Origin of the sequence: Flectobacillus major DSM 103 (genome assembly GCF_000427405.1) — a bacterium.
Taxonomy (GTDB): Bacteria; Bacteroidota; Bacteroidia; order Cytophagales; family Spirosomataceae; genus Flectobacillus; species Flectobacillus major.
On the sequence record NZ_KE386491.1, the window covers coordinates 1839055 to 1865446 of the forward strand.

The following is a 26392-nucleotide window of genomic DNA, read 5'->3' on the forward strand; positions in this document are numbered from 1 at the left end:
AAATAAAATTACGATAGTCTTGTATTTTCTACTTTTGTTGTACATATTTAGCATATAAATACAAAATTCAGTAAAATTGCTAATAATTTCATAAGTCTGTTTGCCAAAGGCCTAAAAAAATGGAAAAGTCAGCTTATGAATAAAAGGGTGTTATCCTTATGAAGTCGTATACGTAATGGTAGTATCTTTCGTTACCAACCCATAAAAGTAGTATTGCTATCAACCCCATACCCTAGCTAATGTTTAGTAATAAATCCGTCGATTTAGAAATCTTAAAGCAGCGTGCTTATAACTTGAGGTGGGCAACTTTGCCCGATGGAGTGATTCCATTAACCGCCGCCGACCCAGATTTTCCGAGTGCACCCCAAATAGCCGATACTCTTACTCGGTTTGTCAAAGAACGCTATTTGTGTTACGGGCCTTCCGATGGCTTGCCTGTATTCAAAGAAAGTGTTGGTGCTTTTTTTCAACATAAACGCAATATACCTGCCAATCCTGCTTATATTTTTCCCGTTGATAGTGCAGCATTCGGGATTTATGTTGTTTGTCAAGCCTTTTTATCGCCCAACGACGAAGCTATTATTTTTGACCCTGTAGATTTTTTATTTCGCTATTCTGTAGAAACGGTCGGAGCCAAAGCCATACCTTTTGCTATACCCGCTGGAACAGAAAAGGTAGATTTCGAGGCTCTGGAAGAATTAATTACACCCAAAACACGATTAATATGCTTGTGTAATCCCCTAAATCCAACAGGTAAGGTGTTTACTCCAGACGAACTTTGGGCTTTAGGAAAAATAGCTTGTAAGCATAATCTGATTATTCTTTCAGATGAAATATGGAGCGATATAGTGTATCAGCCTTATACTTATACCAGTATTGCTTCGCTCGATGAGTCGATACGTCAGCAAACCATAACCGTAACAGGTTATAGCAAGTCTTATGGCTTGGCTGGGCTTAGGATTGGTGCTGTGATGGCATCTAATCAGGGGCATTTCGACAAGCTCATGAAGGTTTCGTTACATCAGTCAACCATACATGGCGCTAATGTTTTAGGCCAAATAGCTGCTTCAACAGCTCTTAATGAATGTGAGGCATGGCTCAAGGCGTTTGTTGAGCATTTGTACCAAATGCGAAACCTATGCGTGACCGAACTCAATAGTATTAAAGGGGTTAGTTGCTATGCTCCTGAAGGGTGCTATGTGGCCTTTGCCAATATCCAACAAACAGGTAAAACTAGCCAAGAAATTCATCAGATTCTTTTAGAGCAAGCCCAAGTAGCTGTTGTTCCCGGTTTAAAAGAATGGTTTGGCGAAGGTGCTAATGGCTATATTCGCCTAAGTTTTGCTACGTCAACAGAAATTCTTACTAAAGCTCTTGCACAAACTAAAAATGTATTAAATGTATGAAAGTAGTTATTATTGGAGGGGGAGTTGCTGGCTTAACGCTGGGACTCTTGTTACAGAAAAATAATATTGAAGTAGTTGTCAATGAAAAATTACAAGAAATGACAGCCCGTGGTCATGCTTTTTTGATGCACATTGATGGCTGGTCGATTTTGAGCGAACTCAACGAAAATACCCATACCAAACTTCCAGGGCAAGAAATAGGTACATTTAGCCTCAATCGGCAGGACGGTCGACCTATCAAAAAGCAAAAACTGAACCTTTGGCGGTGTATTCGTCGAAAAGATTTAATAGATTTTTTGACAGAACTATTGCCTACTACTTTTCTCAAAACAGGTCGAGCGTTTTCGCATTTTATTTATGACAATGGAAAAGTTGTTGCTGCTCAGTTTCAGAATGGCGATATTGAATATGGCGATGTTTTTGTAGGAGCAGACGGCAGTAATTCGGCCGTAAGAGAGGCCATTCTTGGTTCTGTTAATTTTACGCCAATTGAAGTAAAAGAAGTGGTGGGGCTGTGTCAAAATGAAAAATTAAGTGCTTCGTATCATAATATTTTTACAAAATATCAAAGCGATTCACGAGGTGTTAGCTTTGGGATGATTCCTGTTTCGGAGAAAGATTTTGTATGGTTTATGCAATACAGTGTTGCCGAAGCTGATTGTAATGCAGGTTGTACTGCCGACGAACTAAAGGCGTTTTGTGAATATCAATTAGCCGATTTTCCGCCTGTGGTAAGTGAGTTGCTCTCTACCAACGACTTTGGTACTAGCTATATCTGGAATACCCGAGACTTTGGCTTATTGGATACCTTTCACCAAGGAAATGTGGTTTTAATGGGCGATGCTGCTCATTTGGCTTTGCCTTTTACTAGTGCAGGTACTACCAATGCAATCTTGGATGCCAAAATGCTGACCGAAAAATTGTTGTCGACCAATACGGTAGAGGAGGCTTTCCAGCAATATTACGATGCTCGGAAAGAAGAAATAGAAAAGCATATCTATTTGGGACGAGAAATGAAGGATATATTTCTACATCCTGACAAAACGGATAGCGATAAAATGATTATTCCGCTGATTTCCAAACGGGTATCTGCCGATGTCAATACCAATAAAGAAATACAAGTACAATATTTTACCGACCCTATTTGTTCTACTTGTTGGGTGGTTCAGCCCTTGTTAAGAAAATTGAAATTGGAATATGGCGAATATTTTCAGATAGATTACCGAATGGGAGGCTTGCTACCTTCATGGGATGATTACCAGCGTGGCCCTATTTCTAAACCTTCCGACGTAGCACCACATTGGGAAGAGGTTTGTATGATACACGGTATTCCGCTCGATGGCGATATTTGGCTAGAAGACCCGCTACCGTCGTCGTATCCGCCTTCGATAGCCTTTAAAGCTGCTCAAATGCAAGATGCCGACTTGGCGATTTTGTTTTTGCGACGTATCAAAGAAATGCTTTTTCTCGAAAAGAAAAATATTGTGGATATGGCGTATTTAGAAAAAGCCGCTTTTGATGTGGGTTTGGATTCGGCACGATTTATTCAAGATTATGAGAAAAAAGCTCAGGAAGCTTTTAGAGATGATTTGCTTTTGGCTCAGCAAATGGAAGTGGGAGTTTTTCCAACGTTGATTTTCAAGAACAAGGATGAACAACAAATCATTAGCAAAGGGTATCAGGAATACGAATATTTAGAAGATATTATTCGTCAGCTAGTACCAGATGCCCAAAAGAAAAAGATAAACCATGATCCTATTTATTTGTTTAGTTGCTTCTCGACAATGACCAATAAGGAGTTTTCTTTTTTGAGCGATAAACCTATGGACGAAACAGATACAACCTTACTTGATTTGTATGAAAAAGGTTTTATAGATAAATACGAAAGTAAAAATGGTATTATCTGGAAAAGTAAACTAGCGGATTATTGATAAAATAGTAGATTACCGAGGAGGATGAAGCCTTTATTGAGCTTCATCCTCCTCGGTTTTTATGCCAAAGGAAGTGAAAACATAAAGTTTGCCCCTTGTCCTATAGTCGACTCAACCCAGATTTGTCCATTTTGAGCTTCAATAAATTGTCGGGCAATAGCTAGCCCTAAGCCCGTGCCGTTTTGGCTATCGGGTGCTTGAAAATACTTTTCAAAGATTTTTTGAAGGTATTTCTCTTCAATACCTTTTCCAAAATCTTTTACCGAAAACACTACCGTATTGGTTTGTCTTTGTGCTGCAATAATAATCTTACTATGTTCCGAGCTATACCGAATGGCATTGGTAAGTAGGTTTACTAGTACCCACGCAGATTTTTCGGCATCGGCTTGTACCAAAGGCAGGTGGTCTGATAAATGGATTTCTATCTCTATTTGGCGTTGTTGTGCCTGAAATTGTACAGCCGAAGTAGCGTAATCAATGATAGCTGAAGGCTGAACGGCCTCAAAGCTTAATGCTATTTTGCCACTTTCTACTTGGGTGAGGTCGAGTAGTTCGCCTGTAATATTGAGGAGGCGTTGGCTGTCGGACTTAATGGTGTCCAATAATTGTATTTGTTCGGGATTAAGTGTGCCAATTTTTTTATTCTCTAAGAGTTTTAAGCTCATTTTGATAGAAGAAATAGGCGTTTTTAGTTCATGCGAAATCGTAGCGATGAAATTTGTTTTTGCTTCGTCGAGGTCATGAAAACGGGTAATATTTTTGAGCAAAATAACTCTTCCCAATACTTTTTCATTACTTTTTACATCAAGAACCTCTTTTGAAAAATAACTTTCACGCTCATCTGCATAGATTTTGAGGGTTTTTTCGGGATTAATATCATTGAGTAATAATCTAAAGAGGTCGTTATATAGGGCTATGTCGGGAGCGTACTTTCCGATAAGGTCTTGGGGCTTGATATGCAGTATATTGAGGGCTACAGCATTGGCAAACAAGATATTATGCTTTTCGTCGAGTCCAATTACGGCATCGTTGAGGTTATTGATGATGGCCTCGGTACGACTTTTTTCAAATAGTATTTTAGCAAGATTAGAATGTTCGTATTCATCAAGTTTTTGAGCCATTGTATTAAAGGCTGCGGCTAGTTCACCAAACTCATCGTTTGAACTAAAATGGATTCGTTGTTCGTAATTTTTATTGGCAATTTCTCGAATACCCTTGGTTAGTTGGTTGATTGGGCTAGCAATATAGGCAGGGAAGTTTATAATAAAAGTAAATGACAACAACAGGCAAATAATCGTGATAATTTTTAGGTAACTCGCTGCTTTTTCGGCAGTTTGTTGTGCCATATCGCTTTTACGAATCAGGGCTTGTCGATTTATTTCGGCTACTTTGAACAAGGCCGTGCGTATTTTTTGGAGGTGTACCGAGTCGGGTTTTAGTTTAAAGGTATCAAAGTTAGCCCGAATAGCTTGGGTAGCAGCTTGTTCGTCAACTTCGGTAATATTGTTTTCTTGTTGTTTTAGAGCAGCTTCAAAGTTGCCTAGATTTTCGGCATTGAAAGGTTGTAAATCAATAGACTCTTGCATGGCCTCTACATAGCTCAGCGACTCGTTATTATCTTTCAGGATAACAGCCGAATCTTGTTTGAGTTGCTCAAGGTAATAAGTTCCCATACCGCCCAGCATCACGATAACGGCAAAAAGGAAGAATAAACCTAAACGAAGTTTTGCTTTTATTTTCATGATAGAATAACTATATCAACTGCCGCCGATGAGAGTTTTTTGAGTAATTGATTAAACAGATTGGTAGCCAAAATAATCTTGAATAGGTTGAAATGTGGCTTTCCAATACAAATAGTGGTAATTTCGTTTTTTTCGGCTACCTCAACAATCGTTTTGGCTACCGAATCGCTTTGTATTCTAATTACCTCAGCCCCTAGCTCGGTGGCTAGCTTTAGGTTGTTGATAAGGTGTCGTTGAGTAGCCAAATTAATGTTGTCGCTCGACTCAGAAGGCGTCTGTACATACAAAACAAACCATTTTGAATCATAATGTGAGGCCAGCCTGGCGGTTTTGCGAATAATATTTTTGGCTATGTCGGTATTTGAACTTACACAAGCCAAAAAACGCTCGTGGGTAAATTTGGAATTGGAGACTTCGTTAAAAACTTTACGTTCTACCTGATGAGCTACCTCTTTGAGTGCCAGTTCACGCAATTGTAAGATTTTGGAAGTCTGGAAAAAATGATTGAGAGCTGTTTCTACTTTTTTCAAATCATAAATTTTTCCTTCTTTCAAACGCATAATTAGCTCGTCGGCGGTAAGGTCGATGTTTACTACTTCGTCGGCTTGTTGTAGCACCCAGTCTGGAATACGCTCGGTTACTTCTATGTTGGTAATTTGTTTGATTTCCTCATTGAGGCTTTCAATATGCTGAATATTTACTGCCGAAATAACATTGATACCTGCATTGAGAATATCCATGACATCTTGCCAGCGTTTTTCGTTTTTTGAGCCTTCAATATTGCTATGAGCCAGCTCGTCGACAATCACAACTTCGGGATGTAGATTAATAATAGCTTGCAAATCCATTTCTTCCAAGGCTTTGCCTTTATAGAAAAGTTTTCGCCGAGCAATAATCGGAAGCCCTTCGAGCAGGGCATGGGTTTCGGCTCGATTATGGGTTTCTACATAACCAATTTTAATGTCTACATGATTGCGTAACAGGGTGTGGGCTTCCTGCAACATTCTGAAGGTTTTGCCCACACCAGCACTCATTCCTATGTAAATTTTGAACTTCCCTCGTTTTGATTGACGAATAAGTTCAAGAAAATATGCGGCTGACTGCTCTTTTTGCATGTTAAATTGAAATAGCTATGGAAGTGGTTAAAGCAAAGTTATGATTTACAACTTTATCATCGTGGGTAAAAATAGGGTCTTTGCTTTGTAATAACCGACCTTCTATTCGCCAAAGCACACTTTCGTTTACTTTGTAGTCGGTATTGAGCGAATACCCTGTTGTTTTAAAACCATTAGGGGTATTGGTCAAAACAATTACGCCATTTTTATCTTGGTAGTATTCCCACCGAGCAGCGGTACTCCACTGCTGATTGAGTTGATATTTTATAATTACAACAGGCCCAAACCATGTATTGTATTGGTTAGCCCTTGGAGCTTTTTGTTCAAGCCCATAATCAAATCCAGTGATAATACCCCATTTGTCGTTGGGCTGAAAGATACCATATAAATTTGAGAAATACCTTTGTTGTGCTTGTTGGCTAGGTTTGTCGTTGCCTATAAAAGTACTCCAATTAATGGTGGTTTTGTTGCTGGGTTTGTACACGATTTGTGTGCCTAAGCCCAATGTTTGGTTTTGGTCTGGGCGTTTGATACGTTGCCACCCATTGAGCAATAAGCCCGAAAAAGTCCACTGATTATTGGTATAAGTTATTTTTGCTCCTGTTTCGTAATAAGGCGAATTTTCGGCCACAATACTACGTGTAAGTGTCCAACAGTCTTTCGAAATGGCACTTTCAAAACCAATATGCGAAGGCATAATACCCGTATCGAGCCAAAGGTTGGCTGATTTGGCTAGTTTTATACCAATATTGGCCTCATAGACATGCTGCAACACAGAAGGCTCTGCTACCAAATTATACTGGGCGTATGTACCCGCCATGAGTGCCAAATTTGCCCTTGTAGTAGGGCTTGAATAAGTTCCTTTGATATAACCCAAATTAAGATTGAACTCGTTATGGCGAGTATGATTGTACAAAAAGCTAGGCCTGTCATGGTTTTGGGGTTGGTTAAAATCGTAAGCATAATAGGTATCCAAATAGGCTGTCCATGTAAGGCTAGGCTTATCGGCTGTTTGCCCGAAAATAAGGTTTTTTGAAAGTAAACTTAAAAACAAAATAAGATATGTCGTTTTCATGATTTTGAGATTGTTGAAAAATATGTTGTTTTATTGGCAGAAATAAGTGTTTGATAATCAGGTGTGTATTAGACTTGTGGGGGTTCAGATGTTGGATAGAAATTAAGTGTGCTTTTTAAGAACATAGCCATTTTATCCAACATTCCCACTATTTTCGTACAAGACTAATGAAGCGTATCTAGGGCAATATTAAGCTTTAAGACATTGATTTTGGCAGTACCAAATAAACCCCAAAGGGGCTGTTCGGTATGCTCTTTTACTAGTTCTACCAGTGTTGCGGTAGGAATACGACGAGCAAGAGCAATGCGGTTGATCTGAACCAATGCCCCTTGCGGAGAAATATGAGGGTCGAGGCCGCTACCCGAAGCCGTTACTAATTCGGAAGGTACATTGGCTTTTGTAATAGTGGGATTATGTACTAAAAAAGTATCAATTCTAGCCTGAACATCTTTGAGATAGTCGGGGTTTGAAGGCCCTTTGTTTGAGCCGCCCGAGCCTGCTGCATTATAATTCACCGCCGACGGACGAGTATTAAAATAGCGGTCGGAATCGAATGTCTGTCCTATATTTTCGGCACCAACAATTTTGCCATCTACCTCAATAAAGGCTACTTTCCCTTGGCTAGGAGCCAACTGGGCTACTCCCAATATGGCTAAAGGATAAGCCACAACAAATAGCAATAAACATAACACCGTAAGTTTGAATGCTGGAAAAAGATGTGTTTTCATGGAATATTTTCTAAAAATTATTTATCCTAATCTTTTGACTTAATACTGTATTAACCTTTTGATATTGAGTGTTTTAGGTTTTATTTGTTCAGAAAAACAAACCAACGGCCATATCTAATATTTTGATACCAATGAAAGGAATAATTACACCGCCCAAACCATAAATTAAAAGGTTTCTTCTTAATAAAGCACTTGCTCCGATAGGTTTATATTCCACTCCTTTGAGTGCTAGTGGGATTAAGGCAGGTATAATCAAGGCGTTGAAAATAACGGCCGATAAAATAGCACTCTCGGGAGAATGTAACCCCATAATATTGAGTCCTTGCAAACTTGGAATACTAGCAATAAACAAAGCTGGAACAATAGCAAAATATTTGGCAACGTCGTTGGCAATCGAGAAAGTAGTGAGCGTACCACGGGTCATAAGTAGCTGTTTGCCTATTTCTACGATTTCAATCAGCTTGGTAGGGTCGTTATCTAAATCTACCATGTTTCCAGCCTCTTTGGCTGCGGCTGTTCCTGAGTTCATGGCTACGCCTACATCGGCTTGGGCTAGGGCAGGGGCATCGTTGGTGCCATCGCCCATCATGGCTACGAGTTTGCCACTTGCTTGCTCGGCCTTGATATAGTTCATCTTATCTTCGGGTTTGGCTTCAGCAATAAAATCGTCTACGCCAGCTTTGTTGGCAATGTATTTGGCTGTTAAAGGGTTATCGCCTGTTACCATGACGGTTTTGACACCCATTTTTCTCAATCTTTCAAAGCGTTCCTGAATACCTGGTTTGATAATATCTTGTAGCTCAATTACACCAAGAACTGTTTCGTTTTCGGTAACAACCAAAGGTGTACCGCCATTACTCGAAATAAACGTTACTTTATCAGCTATTTCCGACGGGAATCGGTTGCCCGCCCGCTCACTTAATTGTCGCATGGCATCAAAAGCCCCTTTTCTAATACGTCTATCGTTGGGCAAGTCTACGCCCGACGAACGAGTTTCAGCCGTGAATTTAATCAGTTGAGCCTCTGATGGCAACGCCCCAATTTTCATACCATGTACATTGGCCAGTTCAATAATAGATTTTCCTTCGGGGGTTTCGTCGGCCAAAGAGCTAAGTACTACGGCATTCATAAAGGCATCGAGTTTTATGCCATTGGCTGGATAAAAATTGGTAGCTTTTCTATTACCAATGGTAATAGTACCAGTTTTGTCTAGTAACAAAACGTCGATGTCGCCAGCCGTTTCTACGGCCTTGCCCGATTTAGTAATAACATTGGCACGTAATGCCCTGTCCATCCCTGCAATACCAATGGCCGAGAGCAGTCCACCGATAGTTGTTGGTATCAAACAAACAAAGAGTGAGATAAAAGCAGCAATAGTAATAGGTGTATTGGCGTAGTCGGCAAAGGGCTTGAGGGTTACACAAACAATAATAAAAATTAGGGTAAAACCTGCTAGCAAAATGGTAAGGGCAATCTCGTTGGGTGATTTTTGGCGACTAGCTCCTTCTACCAAAGCAATCATTTTGTCCAAAAAGCTTTCGCCGGGTTGGGTAGTTACCAGAACTTTGATTTTGTCGGAAAGTACCTTTGTGCCACCTGTTACCGACGATTTGTCGCCACCCGCCTCACGAATCACAGGAGCAGATTCGCCTGTAATGGCCGATTCGTCGATAGTGGCTAAGCCTTCAATAATTTCGCCGTCGGTTGGGATAACATCGCCAGCTTCACAAACAAATATATCACCTTTTCTGAGTTGCGAAGAGCTAATGGTTTGTATTTCATTGAGATATACCTCGCCAACTTGACGGATAACTTTGGCAGGAGTTTCTTCTCGTGTTTTTCTTAATGAATCAGCTTGTGCTTTGCCACGGGCTTCGGCAATAGCCTCGGCAAAATTGGCAAATAATAAAGTGATAAACAGTACCAAGAAAACCGTGAGGTTGTATACAAAAGAACCTTGGTCGTTGTGGCTCAAACTGTAGATGGTTACCAAAAGCATGACAATCGTGCCAAGTTCTACTGTAAACATCACAGGATTTCGGAACATTATTGTGGGATTCAATTTAACGAAAGAAGCTTTTAAGGCTTCGTTCACTAAATCCGCTTGAAAAAGCGAGGGTGATGACGTTTTCATATAAAAAATTGAATGAATTGTGTAACAAAATGCGTTGGGCGTTGAGCTTTATTAGGGTAAGCTACTCGGTTATTATTTCCATGTAAAGTATTCTGCCAATGGCCCAAGAGTGAGGGCTGGGAAGAATGCCAATGCTGCAATAATAAAAATGACTGCAAAAACCATCAACCCAAATGTACTTGTGTCGGTTTTGAGTGTACCTGCACTTTCGGGAATGTATTTTTTGTTGGCCAAAATTCCTGCAATAGCAATAGGGCCAATAATGGGCAAATATCTGCTCAGAATCAATACTACACCTGTTGTGATATTCCAGAAAGGCGTATTGTCGCCCAAACCTTCAAATCCCGAACCATTGTTGGCAGCCGATGAAGTGTATTCGTAAAGCATTTCTGAAAAACCATGAAACTGTGGGTTGTTGAGCCAGCCAATTGCTGGATTGCCCACAAAGACAAACGAAGCTAAAGCCGTACCCGATAATATTAGCAATGGGTGTAAGAGGGCTACAATTGAAGCGATCTTCATTTCTCGTGCTTCTATTTTTTTACCCATAAATTCGGGCGTTCTGCCTACCATGAGTCCCGAAATAAATACGGCAATAATCACAAATACATAAAAATTGAGAAAACCTACGCCTACACCACCATACAGAGCGTTAATCATCATTCCCAACATCGCAAACATTCCTGTAAGGGGAGTCATGCTGTCGTGCATGGCATTGACCGAGCCATTGGACGTAACAGTGGTAATAATACCCCAAAAGGCCGATGCTGCCGAGCCAAACCGTATTTCTTTGCCTTCCATACTACCTAGCGATTGGGCTATGCCCATGCGTTCGATGGCGTGGTTGCCATTCATTTCTACAATTACAGAAGGAATCAGAAAAAGCAAAAAGCCGATAGTCATAACCCCAAAAATCATATAAGCTAGCTTTTGGCGTTTGAGGTAATACCCCAAGGCAAAAACCATAGCAATAGGAATCAGAATAATACTACCACTTTCTAGGATATTGGTAAAATAGTTGGGGTTTTCGAGTGGGTGAGCCGAGTTCACCCCAAAATAGCCTCCGCCATTAGTACCTAGTTGTTTGATAGCAATCATCGCTGCCGCTGGGCCTCTTGATACCTGAACGGTATCGCCTTGCATGGTGACAAGCGAGGCTTTGCCTTCTATATTCATAGGTGTGCCTTCAAATACCAAAAAAATGGCTAGTACTATCGACAACGGTAATAGAATACGAGTACATGACTTGACAAAATATTGATAGAAATTGCCAAGCTTGTCGGTTGTATGTTCTTTCATGGCGTTGAAAACTACCGCACAAGCAGCCATACCTGTACCCGCTGTCACAAACTGAAGAAACATCAAGCAGGCTATTTGTCCCAAATAGGACATCCCTGTTTCGCCCGAATAATGCTGTAAATTACAGTTGACCAAAAAAGAAATAGCAGTATTAAATGCCAAATCTGGCGACATCGAGGGGTTGCCATCTGGATTCCAAGGAAGCCAACCTTGGTTCATCAAAATAAACATTGCCCAAAAAAACCACAGGAAGTTGATAGTAAGTAGTGCTACTAGGTGCTGTTTCCATGTCATTTCTTGCTTGATATTGATGCCTGAAATCGAGAAAAATAGTTTTTCAAGGGGCGATAATACTGGGTCAAGAAGGGTTTTTTCGCCTGCATAAACTTTGGCAATATATTTTCCTAGCGGAATGGCAAGGGCAACGGTTAGGACGAAGGTAAAAACGATGCCTAAAATTTCTGTATTCATTGGAGTTTTCTTTTAGTAAAAAAGCTTACTAGAATTTTTCGGGTTTTAATAAAACGTAACACAAATAGCCAAAAACGGCAATAGCCAGCACAAATAAGGATGTCATCATGGTTTTTGTAAGGTTAAATTTTTTCAAAAAAATCAATTGACCGAAAGAAAATGACAAAGCATATAATGCCAGTTGCCAAAAGCACAAAAGTTGTTAGCATGAGATTTTGAAGTTGGTTTTAAGTTTTGTAACCTGTTTGGTAGGTATATGCCAAACTTCGTTCCGAATGCTGAATAAAGATATAATTTTGTGTGTTAGTATTTGATAATCAATATGTTGTGTTATTTATGATTTTTGTTTGGATTTTTACCAAAATAAAAAACCCTTCCAAAATGAAAGGGTTTTTGTCAAAATGAAAATAGGTTTTGCTACCATTACTTGATTTGGTATTCTTCGATTTTGCGGTAAAGTGTTGTAAGCCCAATATTCAGAAGCCTTGCGGTTTCGGTTTTATTGCCTTTGGTATGTTGCAAAACTTTCTGAATATGCTGTTTTTCGATAGTCTGCAAATTGAAAGATGAAGCCGCTTCGGATGAAGCCGCTTCGGATGAAGCCACATCGGAACTGTTTTCTAAAGAAGGAAACTGGATATGATAAGGCAAGCTTTCGAGGGTTAGCTGGCCGTCTTCGCTCAAAATTAAGGCTCGTTCCATAACATTTCTTAGCTCGCGGATATTGCCTTGCCATTCGTATTGTTCTAGTTTTTCTAAAAATGCTTTGGGAATTGCGGGCATAGGTAATTGAAAGCGTTTTGAAAAACCTTTGAGAAATGCCTTAGCCAATAGCTCGATATCTGCTTTTCGTTGGCGAAGAGGAGGCAGTTGAATCTGAAAAACCGATAGGCGGTAATATAAGTCAGCTCTAAAATGTCCTTCATGGGCTTCTTTGGCCAAATCACGATTGGTTGCCGATATAACCCGAGTATTTACTTTGAGAAGTTTGGTATCGCCAACTTTCATAAAAGTACCTGTTTCGAGTACTCTGAGGAGTTTTGCTTGCAAATCGAGCGACATTTCTCCGATTTCGTCCAAGAATATTGTACCTCCATCGGCTTCTTCAAACAGCCCTTTTTTGTCTTTGATTGCCCCTGTAAATGCTCCAGCTTTGTGGCCAAAAAGTTCAGATTCAAGGATTTCTCTAGAAAACGTAGAGCAGTTGACAGCCACAAAAGCCCTATCTCGGCGAGTAGACTCTTGATGAATAGCATTGGCAAATACTTCTTTTCCTGTACCTGTTTCGCCTGTTAGCAAAACCGTAGTATCTGTTTTGGCTACTTTTTGGGCTAATGATATTACCTCCACTATGGGTTTTGCTTTGCCTAATACTTTGGCAAAACCCACAGTGGTAGCCTCTGTCGAATCTGTTTTTAAGGTATTTTGGGTAGCCTTAGCTTTGTCCATTGCCAAACTTAGCATCGGAATAATTTTCTCATTGTCGTCGCCTTTGACCAAATAATCAAAAGCCCCATTTTTCATGGCTTTTACACCATCTTGAATAGTGCCATAGGCGGTCATTACAATGATTTCGAGGGCTGGATATTGGTTTTTGAGTTTTAAGGTAAAGTCTACACCATTGCCATCTGGCAGTTTTACATCCGACAAAACCACCTGAATGGTATGTTGTTCAAGGATTTTCCAAGCTGTTTTTAAATCACCTGCTTCTAATACTGTATAGTCCTCTAGCTCAACAATCCGTTTGAGTAATCCCCTTAATTGTTTTTCATCGTCTATAATTAATACTGTCCCTCTCATGGTTGCCAAGATATTGTTTTGGGTGCGAATGTAGAAAGGCTTGTCGAATAAAAATAGCATTAAGGGGAAAAATCAGCAAAGTTTATGGCTAAATGTTTGTACTATAAGCCTCGTTTAAGGGTTGTTCCAATAAATACACCTGAAAGTTGAGCAACCTGATTTTGATAAGTAGAAAATTGCGAGCTACTAAATAGTGGAAATTATGGATGGCCTTAAAAAATATATTCAGATTATCATTTTCGTAGTTGTCATTGATAAAATAGTCCCATTTTTTTGATAAATACAGTTCAAAATTTTCCCGCATTACGTGGGTGATTTCTGTTTCTAAACAACGGTTTTCCAAGAGTTTGTGGATTTCGGTTTTTAGCTCTTCTTCCAATAAAGTAATATTGTTGAAGTTGGTATAGATTTGTGTAAAAGGCGTTACGACATGAATAAAATCGGTAGCATTGATAAGTTTGGTGTATAGTTCCATGAGGGTATCATATTCGCGGTCTATCTCAAAAAACTTCAGATACTTCTCTCGTAATTTATTTTCCTGATTACTTTGCTGAGCTATAGCCAGAAAAAAGGCATAAATATTTTTGTCATTTTCTGTAATTTGCACTTTAATATTTTCGGCTACTTGGTTGAGTTGCAAGCTCAGGTTTTCAGCTTCTTTTGCGGTATATCTTTGGCCGTCATAGTCAAAAGTCTTGATAGTAGACGCTGGCAGGGCAATTTGCGTCAAGGCATTTTGGTCGTTTATCAAGGCAATATGTTCATAGATTAAATCTACTTTTTCATTGCTGAATAGTTCGTCAAACGAAAAATTGTGGTTAGCCCTTACTGCGTCTATCTCAAAATAATTAGGATTTTTACTGTCGTAATAGCTATTATATTTTTTCGGAAAACTGTCTTTATCAAAAGCTTCGGTATAGTTTTTCTCAAAGTCTTCGATAGCCAATATAGTAGCAGGTTCTTGGTAATTGACATTGGCAAAGAGCTTTTGGGTTAGTTGTTCTTCGAGGGTAGTTGTATTTCTCAACAAATCCATGGCCGATTGATTGTTAGAATTACTTTTTACAATATTAAGTGCCTCAAAAGCCTGTATACGTTCTTCGGTACTAGGGTGCGAAGCCCACTGGTCTTTGATTTGTAGTTTTGATTTGTTGTATTTATTGAGGTCATTTTCCGACACAAAAGGCAGGTTGTTCTTAAAAGGCAAATCGTTTTCTTTGGCAAGAAAATTCATCACAAACTGTTGTTCTTTAAATATATTGTTACTCTTGATATTGTTGGCAATTTTTCCTTCGTAAAAATTGAGTACCGAATTGTACGAATAATCGGCTAGTTGTAGCCTTAGTAAAGATTCTTTCAATGGCAAAGAACCCGCCACATGAGTAGCTACAGCATCGGCATGAAACTCCATTTCTCGGGAAAGAGCCATATAGCTAATATTAATAAAATCGTACATTTTTTTGAGTACCCACTGAATAGCCTTGATAACCCTAAGAGCCAAGCCGATAAAAAAAGAAAAATAGCCATTCATATTTGCCCAGTACAAAATCGCCTTATCAAAAGATTGGTTATCGTACAACATATTATAAATTACCTTATTTACATTGTAGACATAACTACCTACTTTCATGCTTTTTTGTGAAAAATGGCCAAATTCATGTGCCAAAATTGCCTTAAACTCTTGTTCAGATACGCTATTGATAAGCCCCAAACCTATTTGTAGGTTTTTCTTGATAGGGAAAAACATACTCCAAAAGCTAGAATCATAAAAAACACAGGCATTGACATCGGTCGACAAGTAAATTCTTTTAGGAAAATCGGTTTCAACTTCATCTACAATATGTTGGATAAACTCGAAAAGGCGGGGTTCTTGTTGTTGAGTGATTTCTGTCAGGTAGCTTTTGTCGATTTTATGGCTTGTAAAAAGAAACTTAATCATAAAAAAGAGAATGAAGCCCCCAAAGCCAGCTAGTCCTGCTCCAAGCCCAATTGTGAGGAGCGAGGGTTTTCCGAAGATGAGCAAAAAAGCCATAGCCAAACACGAAAAGGTAACGCTAATCGCTAGAATGACTAAAATTAGGTAAACAAAGATAAACAATACAATAGAGAAAATGGCTTTGGTGGTCATCTTCTTGAAATTTTGGGATACTTCGATGTTCATTGTTGTTTTGTTTTAAGGGATTTAGTAGAATATTCGAGCTTGTTGGAAGGTTAATTAGGAAATGTAAATAAGTACTAGCGTAATGAAAGCTAAACGCCACAAGAAAAGAATACTGAATTACGGGTGAAAAGGTTTGAGATTGAACAATGGTTTATCATGTCATGGTTGAAATTAAAACTCCAACATATTGTACATGACTACACAATATACATTGGGTATTTATTAAAGCTTAATGAAAATGACGAAAGTTTAAGTAAGCAGATAATCCTTTTTTTTCCAAACAAAACATTGATTTTGTTCAGTTAAAACTTATTTAATGGTTGTATAACACTGAAAATTGGCTAAAAAGCAATTAATGGGAGTTGGTGATAGGCAATACTAGAGGTGCAAAGTTCAATAAATAATCTGTAGAACAAATGATGAATTGATTAGCAAGCAAACTATCATATTGGCTTGCTAATCAAAAGTAGGCCTTTCAAAAGCCTGATTTTATAATTTGTACTTACCCTTCAAATAAGTAATAGCCATTGTATATGCTTCTTTACTAGCAGCTTCGTCGTATTTGGGGTTACTTGGGTTTGAAAAACCATGAACAGCATCAAAAATCTTGTAATCAAGTTTCTTACCTGCTGTTTTCATATTGGTAGCAAATTCTTCGATAACCTGTTTTGAGATATATTGTTCAGTAGCAAAAAGACCCAAAACATCAGTATTAAGCGTTTTGAGTTTTTCTACATCTTTTACAGGCATACCATAATACATTACAGAACCAATGGTTTGTTTGCCCCCCAAAAGAGCCGATTTTAATGACCAGCTACCGCCAAAGCACCAACCCACATTGGCAATTTGTGCTTTGGGCCCAGCGTATGCGACCCCGCCATTAACAATAGCCTCTAAGCGACTTTCAACAACGCTCTGCATCAATTTGCCTGCTTCTTTAGGGTCAGAGGTTGACTTTCCGTCGTACATATCTAAAGCCAATACATTGACATTACCACCCAAATCGTTGTAGAAAACATCGGCTTGGTGTTTGATATGGTCATTGAGTCCCCACCATTCTTGGTAAACAAATAGCCATTTGTTAGATTTCTTTTTAGCTTTTACAAAATAAGCTCCAGCAGTAGCCCCGTCGGCAGTAGGAAAGGTAATTTGTTGTCCCAAAGCCTCAAACTTCAAGGGCAGTGGCGTAGGGTGCAAAGCCACAAACGTAGGGTCGTTGGCAAACTGAGCCATACCGTCGGTAGTAGTAGTGTGGCAAACCGTAATAGCCTCTAGTGGCTCATTTACTTTGGGCTTAGTGAAATAGCCAATCAAGCTAATTACCACCACATTGAAGAATAACAAAAATTTGTGCATCGTTTGTTATAGATTATTAGTTAATAGTTGGACAAAAACAACAGTACTTTTTACAATAATAGACAACAGCGGTGATTTGTTCTATAATTCATAAAAATATTCGACAAGTGGATGAATTGAAGCTATAAGATAGGAGAGTTAGGTATAATTGTTGACATATTATCATACCATCTTGCTCCAAAATCTGTGTAGCCAGTTCCTTGTAAGCTTTCCTTACCTGTAAACTCAAAGTCGGTAAATCTTCACCCCAAACACCGTAGGCATTAGCTTGTGTAATCTTGGCTATGCCTAGATTGCCTAAATGGTCGGTGATATTTATCTTATTTGGAAACTTAAAACCCCTCAATAGTATCTGAATTAAATACTATTGAGGGGTTTATTATTTAGAATACTACAAAATTTCAAAGTTTTTACCTATTACTTTTATATCTTTTAGAGGCAAAAGTATTTTTGACAAAACCCTTTATTTTTAAGATTTTAATTCAGCTACTTCAACTTCTTGTGCTTGATACTTTTGAATAATATCTACAAAACAAGGAAATGAACTTTTTGAACATGAACCTGTCATGTGGTCGTAGCTTTCAAAAATGGTATCAAGATTAAGAATAATATTTTGGTGAACTATTTTATCATAGATTTCTTCTTTCTCAATTATTTTAATCAAATTTTCTCGACTATGTTGATTCATCATTATATCCCACCCATATACATCATTTATTGAAATATATAGTGAAAAGACTTCAGGGATTATTCCTCAAGAATCTCTTGAAATATTCCATACAGAATTCAGGAGCGTTCTGTATAATATCTAATAATAAATCTTTTTCTATTAGGATTATTCAACACAAACGTCGCTATCCTTATATTTGTTCAGCAGTTCAACTTTTAATGGAAATGAATCTTCTAGTATTGTAAATAACATATTGTCATAACTTTTGAAGATAATACTTTCATTAAAACGAATATATTGATGGACAATTTTATTATAGATTTCTTCTTTATCAATAATCTCAGTTACCCGTTTTCGATTATCTGACTTTATAATAATATCCCAACCATATACATCATTGAACGATATAAATTCTGCGAATACTTCTGGGATTCTTTCCCATGAATCACTTGAAATATTCCATACGGATGACACGGGCGTATTCTGTATAATATCTAATAATAAATCTTTTTCTGTTAGCATTATTCTAATATTTTATGTCCTCCATATTTAGGGCATAGTTTTCACCTGCTTTGGTACTTCCATAAGTGGCAGCGGTGATGCGAGAAGCCCCGTCGTAGTTGTATTGAAATGCTCTTTGGATACCGTCGATATTGCTTTTCCAATATTGGTTTCTGATATTTCCGTCGTAGTATGTACCGTCTTCTTCGTAGTCTAGTTTATAGCTGAATAGGCTACTGGTTAGGTTGTTATTGGCATCGAGATTGATGCCTTTTAATCCGCCTCTGATATGGTATTTGTAATCAAGGCTGTATAGGGTGTTGATATTGGCATTTCCTATATTGAGTTGGGCAATGTTTTGCATGGCAAGGTTGGCATTGGGGTTCATTACCAATGCTCCTGCATAGGCTGTTGTATTGGAGGGCATTGTTACGGTATGCCCTGAGTTGATGGTTACTATATCTTCTATAGTAGGTATGCTATTGCTGAGCCATGTAGCTGTATTTGTCCATTGTCCCGATTGTTTGCTTCCTATAGGTGTACCAGCAGGAGCGAATGTTTTGGTTTTTAACCGCCCTATTTCATCGTATTGATATTTGGCTACAACTTTGCTATTATGCGAAAAAGCAGTTTTTCTTCCTACATGGTCGTAGGTATATTCATAGAGTTCTACTAAATCATTAACCCCTGGTTTTTTTTGTGTGATTCTAGTGGCAAGGATTTCTCCATTAAAGCGATATTGGAAATCAGTACGGTCTATTCCGCCCAAATGGTTTTGGTTAAATGTCTGAATAAAAGGTCGGAAGGTATTCCGACCATGGCTATCTATTCGGTGGCTTTTTTATATATTAAATTTGTCGGTTTTTTAGAAATATCTACTAAAAATCCGTCTAGATAATTAGGGTTAAACCAGTCGTCCCACGGCAATAGAGCATAGAATGAGTTTAAAAAATCTTCTAACAAAGCGGCGTCGTAATGTCTTGCTCCAACCCAATTTTTTCTTTTAAATTCTTCATTGGGAAATTTTTTTTTCGGAATTTCTATGCGTTTATTTCCCATCAGTTGCCAAACATCATAATCCAACTGTTCACGACTGGAAGCCACCAATAAGATAAGATTTGACATTGAACAAGATTGCCCAATATTAAATTCTTCTAAACTATTTACAACTTCGTCAAACAGTGCAACTCTCACAACATTAGGCATTTGTAAGTCCAAAACTTGCCCTGTTCCATACTTTCCATTTTTTAATGGGACTAAAAACACATCGCCAAAGTTCCACTCTTTCTTTTTCTTCTTCTTAGTTAAGAATGCTTTCGTCAAACCAAACATCTTCATAATCACCTGCTATTAAAAAACGCCAACCAGGGGGAAGTCCTAAATATTTTTCCACGTCTGGAATCCACTCTTTTATGTGTTCAACATGTAGTGGTTGAAAAAAATCAGGCTCATTGGACAACTCCTCGCCAGCCCAAATATACCACCCAACGGTATCACCTTCTGGTTCTATTCTTAGTCCGTTAATTGGCAATATGCCTAACTTTACATTAGGTGCAATTCCTAACTTTAAAGAAGTTTCAGAATAGTAAAAAGGTGCTCCATATTTGAGGCAAACCTCTTTTTGTAAGTCTTGTATATCCATTTTACAAACCATTTGCTTTTTTCATTTCTTTAGAATATTTGGACATTTCAGCCCCTTGTCTCGCTGAACAGGTAGGACATTGTGGCTGTACTGCATCAACACTCCTCATTTTTATTTTGTCTATTGTACCTGTTTGGTAGTATTCTTTAACAAGCGGAGTTTTATGGTCTGCAACCATTTTAGGTGCTTTTGTACCGCAGTCAACACAGGGCTTGCCTTGAACAGATGCTCGTTGCTCTGCTGTAACTGACCCTGATGGTCTTTTGTATGCAGATGTTACGCTAACTGTTTGAGTTTCTGTACTAGCAACACTCCCTTGTACTTTACTTACGACCTTATCTAGGACTTTACCACCTACGCCAGCAATTACACCAACTGCCGCATCAATCGCAACTGATTTTGCAGTTATTTCTTTGCCTTGTATCGTATTGTTAATTGCACCACCTACTACATTCGCTCCTGCCGATACGCTGGTCGTAACCAATAAACTTGCCCCACCCGTAAACCCTGCTGCTCCTCCTGTAATGCCTCCTTGTAAAGCTGCACCACCTACGGCAGACCAATTTGATACTTTTCCATCGTGGTAAAGTTGTGTTCCTGCTTCTATTGCTCCGCCTATCAACGCCCCTATACCTGCTCCAATTCCAGCCGTTACACAATTGGGACAATCACCATCAGGGTCAGATCGTAAAATCGGATTATTCCACCCATATTGATACAAAGATAAATGTTCTTGTCCTTCTATTACAGGGTCTTGACTAATGAATCTTCCAATGATATTATCAAATTGGCGATTTACTAAATCTGTATATCCTGTTTCAGATTGAAATTCACGGTTTAAGTATCCAAAGTTGTTTATTTTAGGCGTATTAAGGTATTTCAAAGTTGGTAAATCTTCTCCCCAAACACCGTAGGCATTAGCTTGTGTAATCTTGGTAGAGGTATTGGATAGGGAATTATGTTTTCGTATTAATGTTTATATAACAATACCGTGCAATCAGTATCGCAATAAAATTGATTGAGAAGCTTGATTCATTGATGTCCCAACTCATTAGAATTTTAGCTTCTAATATACCAACGTTCAGGGATATTGTATTTAAGGAAAAATTGTATTTTAGTATTAGGGTTGCAATCGTGTTATACTCATATGACAAACCAAAAATCGAAAATGAAACAATTTGTAAAATAGCGATTGTCATTGCTATCATAAATCCAACTCTTCTCTCATTAATAATAGAACCTGCTGCGTACAATTGAACTAATGCAACTAAAAAAGAAAAACAACTAAATATGATTTGGGGTGTTGATATGTTTTTGAGAAATAAAAAATAGCTTACAGAAGCGTATAAAAGGAGTAATGCACCTATAATAAGTATTAAGGAAATAATTTTATTTATTGATAATAATCTCATTTTTGTCTATTGTTTTTTAATGTTTTGTATGTATCTTTTTTTGTCTATTGCTTCTTTCGACGAATCAAACTGATTTTTGGTAAAATCTGTAAATGTCTCAGATAACAGATTGCCAAAGCCTATCAATGTATTAGTTAATGTTTCTTGTACTTTTTCAAGATTTGCTTCTATGCTAGCTGCAAATGTACCAAGCTTTATACCTATTGCCAAAGATTTATCAGTTGTATTATAACTTGCATCACCATTAGCAATAGAATTACTACTAGAGATGTTTTCTTCAGAAATTGCTCCTTGTTTTCCTATAGTAGTTGAATAGGTTCCTGCTTTAAACTCTTTAGAAAAATCTCCCCCTTTGGTAGTAATTCCTAAACCAATTTTAAAGGCATTCATTTCACTCTTAACCTCTTTTGTAGTTGTGGATAACTCAACAGGGTATAAAGAAAACTCTGCTTTTGCTGTACCTAATTCTCCTAATTTTATTTCCTTTCCTGCTCCAAATAATTGAGTTCCTAGTTTAACTGTAAAAATTTCTTTAGAAGTACCTACAGCTTGTTTAAATGGAGCTTGAACTGATTGTGCACCAGTATGTTTACTCAAAATTTTAAATGGATTTTCTGGACTCATCCCATCAGGATCAATAAACCTTAGCGGATTATCAAAAGCATAATTATAAGGTGACCATCTTCTCATTTTCTCTGCCAGTGGGTCAATAGTGATAAAGCGAGGCACAATATTATCATACCATCTTGCTCCAAAATCTATGTAGCCAGTTCCTTGTAAGCTTTCCTTACCTGTAAACTTAAAATTATTCAAGTTCGAGGTACTTCTAAAACTCAAAGTTGGTAAATCTTCCCCCCAAACACCGTAGGCATTAGCTTGTGTAATCTTGGCGATTCCTAGTGAATCTTTGAAGGCTACTCTTAGATTGCCTAGATGGTCTGTGATATTGTATTCATATTCACCGTTTACGATTCTACCCTCATCGTGTGAAATCTGATACAAGATAGCATTTTTATAAATCTTATTGGCTGAATAATCGGTAATATCAGAACCAATCGTTTCTTTTAATTTTCTACCTGTGGCATCGTATTGGTATAAAATCGTAGTTGAGCCTTTTACGATTCTTTTAGGTAACTTCAAATAGTTGTATTCAATGATTGAAATACCTTTATTATTGTCTGATTTTAAAGAGCCATCTTGCCAGTAGGTGTAATCATTCCCTGAAACATCTTTGAAACTTGACTCTTCTCCTGAAACATCATCGACCTTTAGTATTTTGTTGGAGTTGGTATTATAAGTATAGTTCAAATACAGTATTCTGGTCTTCAATAATCTGCTATTAAAATAATATAGATAGTTTAATCAAAAAGCCAAGTCTGCCTATTTTTGATAGATAGACTTGGCTTGAAAATTACCCGGGGCGTTGCTGCCATATGTGTTGTGGGTGAAAAAACACCGCAGAATGGTATGCAACGTTTTTTGCTAAGAACGAATACCAACTACGGCAAAAAACTAAATAAACAGCGTGGAATGTGATATTTACAATTCAATCAATTCTTGATTAAAATATATATTTTCAATGGCTGTTTCATACGAGTCTCCAATAAAATATAAAGACTCATCATATCCACCATAAATTTTACCAAATGAGTCCATAAAAAGAGTCAGATGGTCGTTATATGCTTGACCAATTATACACAACTCTACATTTTCTAACCGCTGAGAATACTCTTTAAGAATCCATGAAGAGTCAATATCTCTCTCTGCTTTCAGAACATCAAAGTGCATTTGTTCTGTTTTCAAAAAAACAAATTCTTCTAAGAAAACATTTACTTTCTCAAACCAAAAATATCCCTTATCAATTAGGTGATTTTTAATGGGATCAATATTTATTTTTCTGTTTGGAGTCCACTCTAATTTTTTTAGAATTGTTTTATTAATCATGTTTTTCATGTGTTGCGTTTTGGAGAGTCTCTTGGCAATTACGACAAGGTGCCATTGATTCTCCTGTTTTAGTTCTTACAGCATGGTACTTAATATTGAAAATTGATGAACCTTCATTAACCAAAACATTTACTGCTTTTGTCTCTCCACAATTACAAATAGACCAAGGTTCTAAACTTGGATTTGGAGCTGTTGATTGCAACACGGGATTTAAAGCTGTTGGGTTTGGTTTACCACTAACTTGGACTACTACTTTTCCCGTACTTACATCCACTGCAGCTCCTGTAACTGTTGGTAAAGGTTTTGTTGAATTATTTCTTAAATTTTCAGCATGTGCTACAGCAGCAGCTCTTGCTGATGGTACAGTTCGTCTTGGAGTTTGTGTCAGTGCTGCTCTTGTCATACCTAATCCTCCTCGCTGCTCTTGACCAATTACTTGTATTGATGATGCGATAGCATCTACTACTATTTGTTGATTTGTTTGAGGGTTTCTTGTATGACCATTATAAGCAGTATTACTGTATATTTGACCTATTATTTTATTAGATTCTGATGGAGTACCATTTAACCAATTCTTAAATTTATTCCAAAGACCTTCCCCTGGATACTCACCATCAGGGTCAGATTTAAGAATCGGATTATTCCAACTATATTGATATAAAGATAAGTGTTCTTGTCCTTCTATTACAGGGTCTTGACTTGTGAATCTTGCAATAGAAGGGTCAAATTGTCTGTGAATCAAGTCTATATATCCTGTTTCAAATTGCGTTTCCCTATTTAGGAATTGGAATTTATTGAAATTAGTAGGATTTCGTGTAATTGCCATCCCTTTCATCGACAAACCCCAAGGGTCGTAGAATAGGCTTTGAAGAGGTACGGCTATACCTGCGGAGTCTTTGAGTGATACTCTTAGATTACCTAAGTGGTCTGTGATATTATATTCATAAATACCATTGACAATTCGTCCTTCGTCGTGAGAGGTTTGATATAGATTACCATTCTCATAAATTTTATTGGCAATATAATCGGTTGTTATTCCTTGAGAAGTAACCTTTTTGATTTTCTTTCCATTGGCATCATATTGATAGTTTACCCAAGTTCCGTTGCTAAACTTAATTCGATTGACTAATTTGAGATAATTGTATTTGATACTATCAATTCCTTTGTTTAAGTCTTTTTTCAAACTACCATCAGCGTAATAATCATACTCGTTACCAGTAATATTACCATCTCTAAAATCGCCTACATCAACGTTATTTTTGGTAGCATCCTGTACACTTAGTAATTTATTTGAATTGGTTTGATAGGTATAACTTAGGTTATCGACATTGCCAAAACTGGTATAATTGGTATTTGTTGCTCCATTTCTTGAAAGAGTTTTGATATTCCATTGGCATCATAAGTAATTAAGGGCATTCCATAGTTCTCAGCATTTACTCCTGAATAAACAGCAGACTTTAAGTGTTTGGCATAGTCATAACTAAAAGTATAGCTTCGTTGAATATTTGATTAATTACTGATAATGAAGGAGTTATGTTGTTTTTCATGTATGATAAGCAAGTGAAAGACAATATCTCTGAAAAAGAATTGAAAGAACTACTGGAAGATTTAGAGTAAACACAAAAGCCCTCAATTTGAGGGCTTTTGTCATTTAAATATTACTTCGTTTTTTGAAACTCACAAGAGTTTTGTTTAAAAATCAATTCTTGTCCATTAAATCCTATAATTGAGTTCATAATTTCATTTTCAGGAATATTACAATTACCCACCTTTTTGTATATTCCTTGTTCCCACACCCCGCCATCTTCATAAAATATTACCAAGTTAAGTTTTTCAATTGTAACGGACTTAAATAAAATCCAGCAACCTCCATCAACACCACCTTTCCAAATAGCATTTTTGGGAACTGTTTCAGGTTTTTCCCTTTCATTTGGGTTACAAGCCAAGACAGTAGCTAATATTAAAATGTTAAAAATTCTTTTCATTATTTAATTTCTATTGCTTAAAATATGATTTCATTTTATCTAAAATTTCTTGATAACGAGATTTATCAACAGTTTCTTTTGTTCCACCTGTTTTTGGATTGTATTCTACTGTCCCATAAGTGCCTTGATATTCTTGTACAATGCTGTTGGGTCTTGGGTCGCTTATTGATGGGGATTGGTCTTTTACGTTGGGATCTTGGTTGAGTACATCACATGCGAAAGTGCCACAGTTATTATTTGCCAAATTATATGATTTCCTTTTAGGGTCATCTTTTTCTTTTACCTTTCCAGATGCGTAATTATTCATAGCATCAAAATTGTCACTTTCAACGTAAGCACCTTCTATTCTTGTCCCATTACCAGATTTCTTTGAAATTTGACCTAATACTTTATTTAGAGATGCCTCTGTTGGCTTACCGTCTTTCCCGATTTTGACATTTGAAACCGAAACAGTTCTTGCATAACCTTTGCCTTCATTATCGTAACGACCATACTCATAGTATTTTGTAAGACCTGTTTTATTATCTATCAGAAGTACTCCTGCGTGACCTAATCCACCTACTTTCCCTACTGGTGTTGATATTTTGTAGTCGGGAAAAACAATCAAAACACCATCTCTACCATCGAGGTCTATGTATTTTAAAGGGCTGTTATGAATATAAACGTAACCACTTTCAAAGTGATTTTTTTCAGCCAACGGGTCAATCGTGATAAATCTAGGCACAATATTATCATACCATCGTGCTCCAAAATCTGTATAACCAGTTCCTTGTAAGCTTTCCTTTCCTGTAAACTTAAAATTATTCAAGTTCGAGGTATTTTGATAACTCAAAGTCGGTAAATCTTCCCCCCAAACACCGTAGGCATTAGCTTGTGTAATCTTGGCTATGCCTAGATTGCCTAAATGGTCTGTGATATTGTATTCAAAACGTTGTTTTACCACAAAAGCCAAGCCCACTACGTTATAGCGTAGCAAACTTGGCTTGACGATTTGCAAATTCATATCAATTAGCTTTCAAA

The 26392-nt window shown here is 37.6% G+C and carries 24 protein-coding genes; 2 read left to right on the top strand and 22 right to left on the bottom strand.

Annotated features, from left to right (window positions below; genetic code table 11):
- The first annotated feature begins 239 nt into the window (after nucleotides 1–239).
- A complete protein-coding gene (locus FLEMA_RS0109545; RefSeq protein WP_026995277.1) occupies nucleotides 240–1406 on the top strand; it encodes a pyridoxal phosphate-dependent aminotransferase in 1167 nt (388 codons plus the stop codon).
- Nucleotides 1403–3337: a DsbA family protein gene (locus FLEMA_RS76070; protein ID WP_052354045.1), complete on the top strand. Its 1935-nt coding sequence runs from the start codon at nucleotides 1403–1405 to the stop codon at nucleotides 3335–3337. Before FLEMA_RS0109545 ends, FLEMA_RS76070 begins: the two co-directional genes overlap by 4 nt.
- Before the next feature lie 59 nt (nucleotides 3338–3396).
- Here the strand turns inward: FLEMA_RS76070 and FLEMA_RS0109555 are convergent, their stop codons facing one another.
- The 22 genes from FLEMA_RS0109555 to FLEMA_RS68095 form a co-directional block, all read right to left on the bottom strand.
- Nucleotides 3397–5079: a sensor histidine kinase gene (locus FLEMA_RS0109555; RefSeq protein WP_026995279.1), complete on the bottom strand. Its 1683-nt coding sequence runs from the start codon at nucleotides 5077–5079 to the stop codon at nucleotides 3397–3399.
- Entirely contained in the window at nucleotides 5076–6194 is a 1119-nt protein-coding gene (locus tag FLEMA_RS0109560) for a histidine kinase (RefSeq protein WP_026995280.1), read from the bottom strand. The genes FLEMA_RS0109555 and FLEMA_RS0109560 overlap by 4 nt, the downstream gene beginning before the upstream one ends.
- Before the next feature lies 1 nt (nucleotide 6195).
- On the bottom strand, nucleotides 6196–7269 hold the full coding sequence (locus tag FLEMA_RS0109565; protein ID WP_026995281.1) for a porin: 1074 nt from the start codon (nucleotides 7267–7269) through the stop codon (nucleotides 6196–6198).
- A gap of 164 nt (nucleotides 7270–7433) precedes the next feature.
- A complete protein-coding gene (locus FLEMA_RS0109570) occupies nucleotides 7434–7997 on the bottom strand; it encodes a K(+)-transporting ATPase subunit C (protein ID WP_026995282.1) in 564 nt (187 codons plus the stop codon).
- A gap of 88 nt (nucleotides 7998–8085) precedes the next feature.
- Nucleotides 8086–10131 (bottom strand): potassium-transporting ATPase subunit KdpB, encoded by a 2046-nt coding sequence (gene kdpB / locus FLEMA_RS0109575; protein ID WP_026995283.1) that lies wholly within the window; start codon nucleotides 10129–10131, stop codon nucleotides 8086–8088.
- A 72-nt stretch (nucleotides 10132–10203) separates the two neighbouring features.
- On the bottom strand, nucleotides 10204–11901 hold the full coding sequence (gene kdpA / locus FLEMA_RS0109580; protein ID WP_026995284.1) for a potassium-transporting ATPase subunit KdpA: 1698 nt from the start codon (nucleotides 11899–11901) through the stop codon (nucleotides 10204–10206).
- A gap of 28 nt (nucleotides 11902–11929) precedes the next feature.
- The gene (kdpF, locus tag FLEMA_RS77355; protein ID WP_169719931.1) at nucleotides 11930–12010 is read right to left on the bottom strand and encodes a K(+)-transporting ATPase subunit F; all 81 of its coding nucleotides are present in this window, start codon (nucleotides 12008–12010) and stop codon (nucleotides 11930–11932) included.
- A 314-nt stretch (nucleotides 12011–12324) separates the two neighbouring features.
- Nucleotides 12325–13701 (bottom strand): sigma-54-dependent transcriptional regulator, encoded by a 1377-nt coding sequence (locus FLEMA_RS0109590; RefSeq protein ID WP_026995286.1) that lies wholly within the window; start codon nucleotides 13699–13701, stop codon nucleotides 12325–12327.
- Nucleotides 13702–13789: 88 nt separating this feature from the next.
- Nucleotides 13790–15862 carry a M48 family metallopeptidase gene (locus FLEMA_RS0109595; RefSeq protein ID WP_026995287.1) on the bottom strand — a complete coding sequence of 691 codons (2073 nt, stop codon included), beginning with the start codon at nucleotides 15860–15862 and terminating at the stop codon, nucleotides 13790–13792.
- 489 nt (nucleotides 15863–16351) lie between these two features.
- Entirely contained in the window at nucleotides 16352–17218 is an 867-nt protein-coding gene (locus FLEMA_RS0109600; RefSeq protein ID WP_026995288.1) for a dienelactone hydrolase family protein, read from the bottom strand.
- A gap of 469 nt (nucleotides 17219–17687) precedes the next feature.
- Nucleotides 17688–17909, bottom strand: a complete 222-nt coding sequence (locus FLEMA_RS0109610) for a hypothetical protein (protein WP_144080073.1) — start codon at nucleotides 17907–17909, stop codon at nucleotides 17688–17690.
- A gap of 144 nt (nucleotides 17910–18053) precedes the next feature.
- Nucleotides 18054–18410: a hypothetical protein gene (locus FLEMA_RS0109615; RefSeq protein WP_026995291.1), complete on the bottom strand. Its 357-nt coding sequence runs from the start codon at nucleotides 18408–18410 to the stop codon at nucleotides 18054–18056.
- Nucleotides 18411–18414: 4 nt separating this feature from the next.
- The gene (locus FLEMA_RS0109620; protein ID WP_026995292.1) at nucleotides 18415–19158 is read right to left on the bottom strand and encodes a hypothetical protein; all 744 of its coding nucleotides are present in this window, start codon (nucleotides 19156–19158) and stop codon (nucleotides 18415–18417) included.
- Between the two features lie 56 nt (nucleotides 19159–19214).
- The gene (locus FLEMA_RS0109625; protein WP_026995293.1) at nucleotides 19215–19727 is read right to left on the bottom strand and encodes a hypothetical protein; all 513 of its coding nucleotides are present in this window, start codon (nucleotides 19725–19727) and stop codon (nucleotides 19215–19217) included.
- Nucleotides 19690–20031: an immunity protein Imm33 domain-containing protein gene (locus FLEMA_RS0109630; protein ID WP_026995294.1), complete on the bottom strand. Its 342-nt coding sequence runs from the start codon at nucleotides 20029–20031 to the stop codon at nucleotides 19690–19692. Before FLEMA_RS0109630 ends, FLEMA_RS0109625 begins: the two co-directional genes overlap by 38 nt.
- Before the next feature lies 1 nt (nucleotide 20032).
- Nucleotides 20033–21001, bottom strand: coding sequence for an RHS repeat-associated core domain-containing protein (locus FLEMA_RS76075; RefSeq protein WP_310587240.1), 969 nt, complete (start codon nucleotides 20999–21001; stop codon nucleotides 20033–20035).
- A complete protein-coding gene (locus FLEMA_RS76785) occupies nucleotides 20988–21443 on the bottom strand; it encodes a hypothetical protein (RefSeq protein WP_026995295.1) in 456 nt (151 codons plus the stop codon). The genes FLEMA_RS76075 and FLEMA_RS76785 overlap by 14 nt, the downstream gene beginning before the upstream one ends.
- A gap of 6 nt (nucleotides 21444–21449) precedes the next feature.
- Nucleotides 21450–22751, bottom strand: coding sequence for an RHS repeat domain-containing protein (locus FLEMA_RS0109645; RefSeq protein ID WP_026995296.1), 1302 nt, complete (start codon nucleotides 22749–22751; stop codon nucleotides 21450–21452).
- A gap of 231 nt (nucleotides 22752–22982) precedes the next feature.
- The gene (locus FLEMA_RS0109655) at nucleotides 22983–23396 is read right to left on the bottom strand and encodes an SUKH-3 domain-containing protein (protein ID WP_026995297.1); all 414 of its coding nucleotides are present in this window, start codon (nucleotides 23394–23396) and stop codon (nucleotides 22983–22985) included.
- Complete coding sequence (locus FLEMA_RS0109660; RefSeq protein ID WP_026995298.1) at nucleotides 23380–24570, bottom strand: RHS repeat domain-containing protein; 1191 nt, start codon at nucleotides 24568–24570, stop codon at nucleotides 23380–23382. The genes FLEMA_RS0109655 and FLEMA_RS0109660 overlap by 17 nt, the downstream gene beginning before the upstream one ends.
- A gap of 475 nt (nucleotides 24571–25045) precedes the next feature.
- Nucleotides 25046–25372: a hypothetical protein gene (locus FLEMA_RS0109665; protein ID WP_026995299.1), complete on the bottom strand. Its 327-nt coding sequence runs from the start codon at nucleotides 25370–25372 to the stop codon at nucleotides 25046–25048.
- A 10-nt stretch (nucleotides 25373–25382) separates the two neighbouring features.
- Nucleotides 25383–26375: an RHS repeat domain-containing protein gene (locus FLEMA_RS68095; protein ID WP_052354048.1), complete on the bottom strand. Its 993-nt coding sequence runs from the start codon at nucleotides 26373–26375 to the stop codon at nucleotides 25383–25385.
- Nucleotides 26376–26392 lie beyond the last annotated feature (17 nt).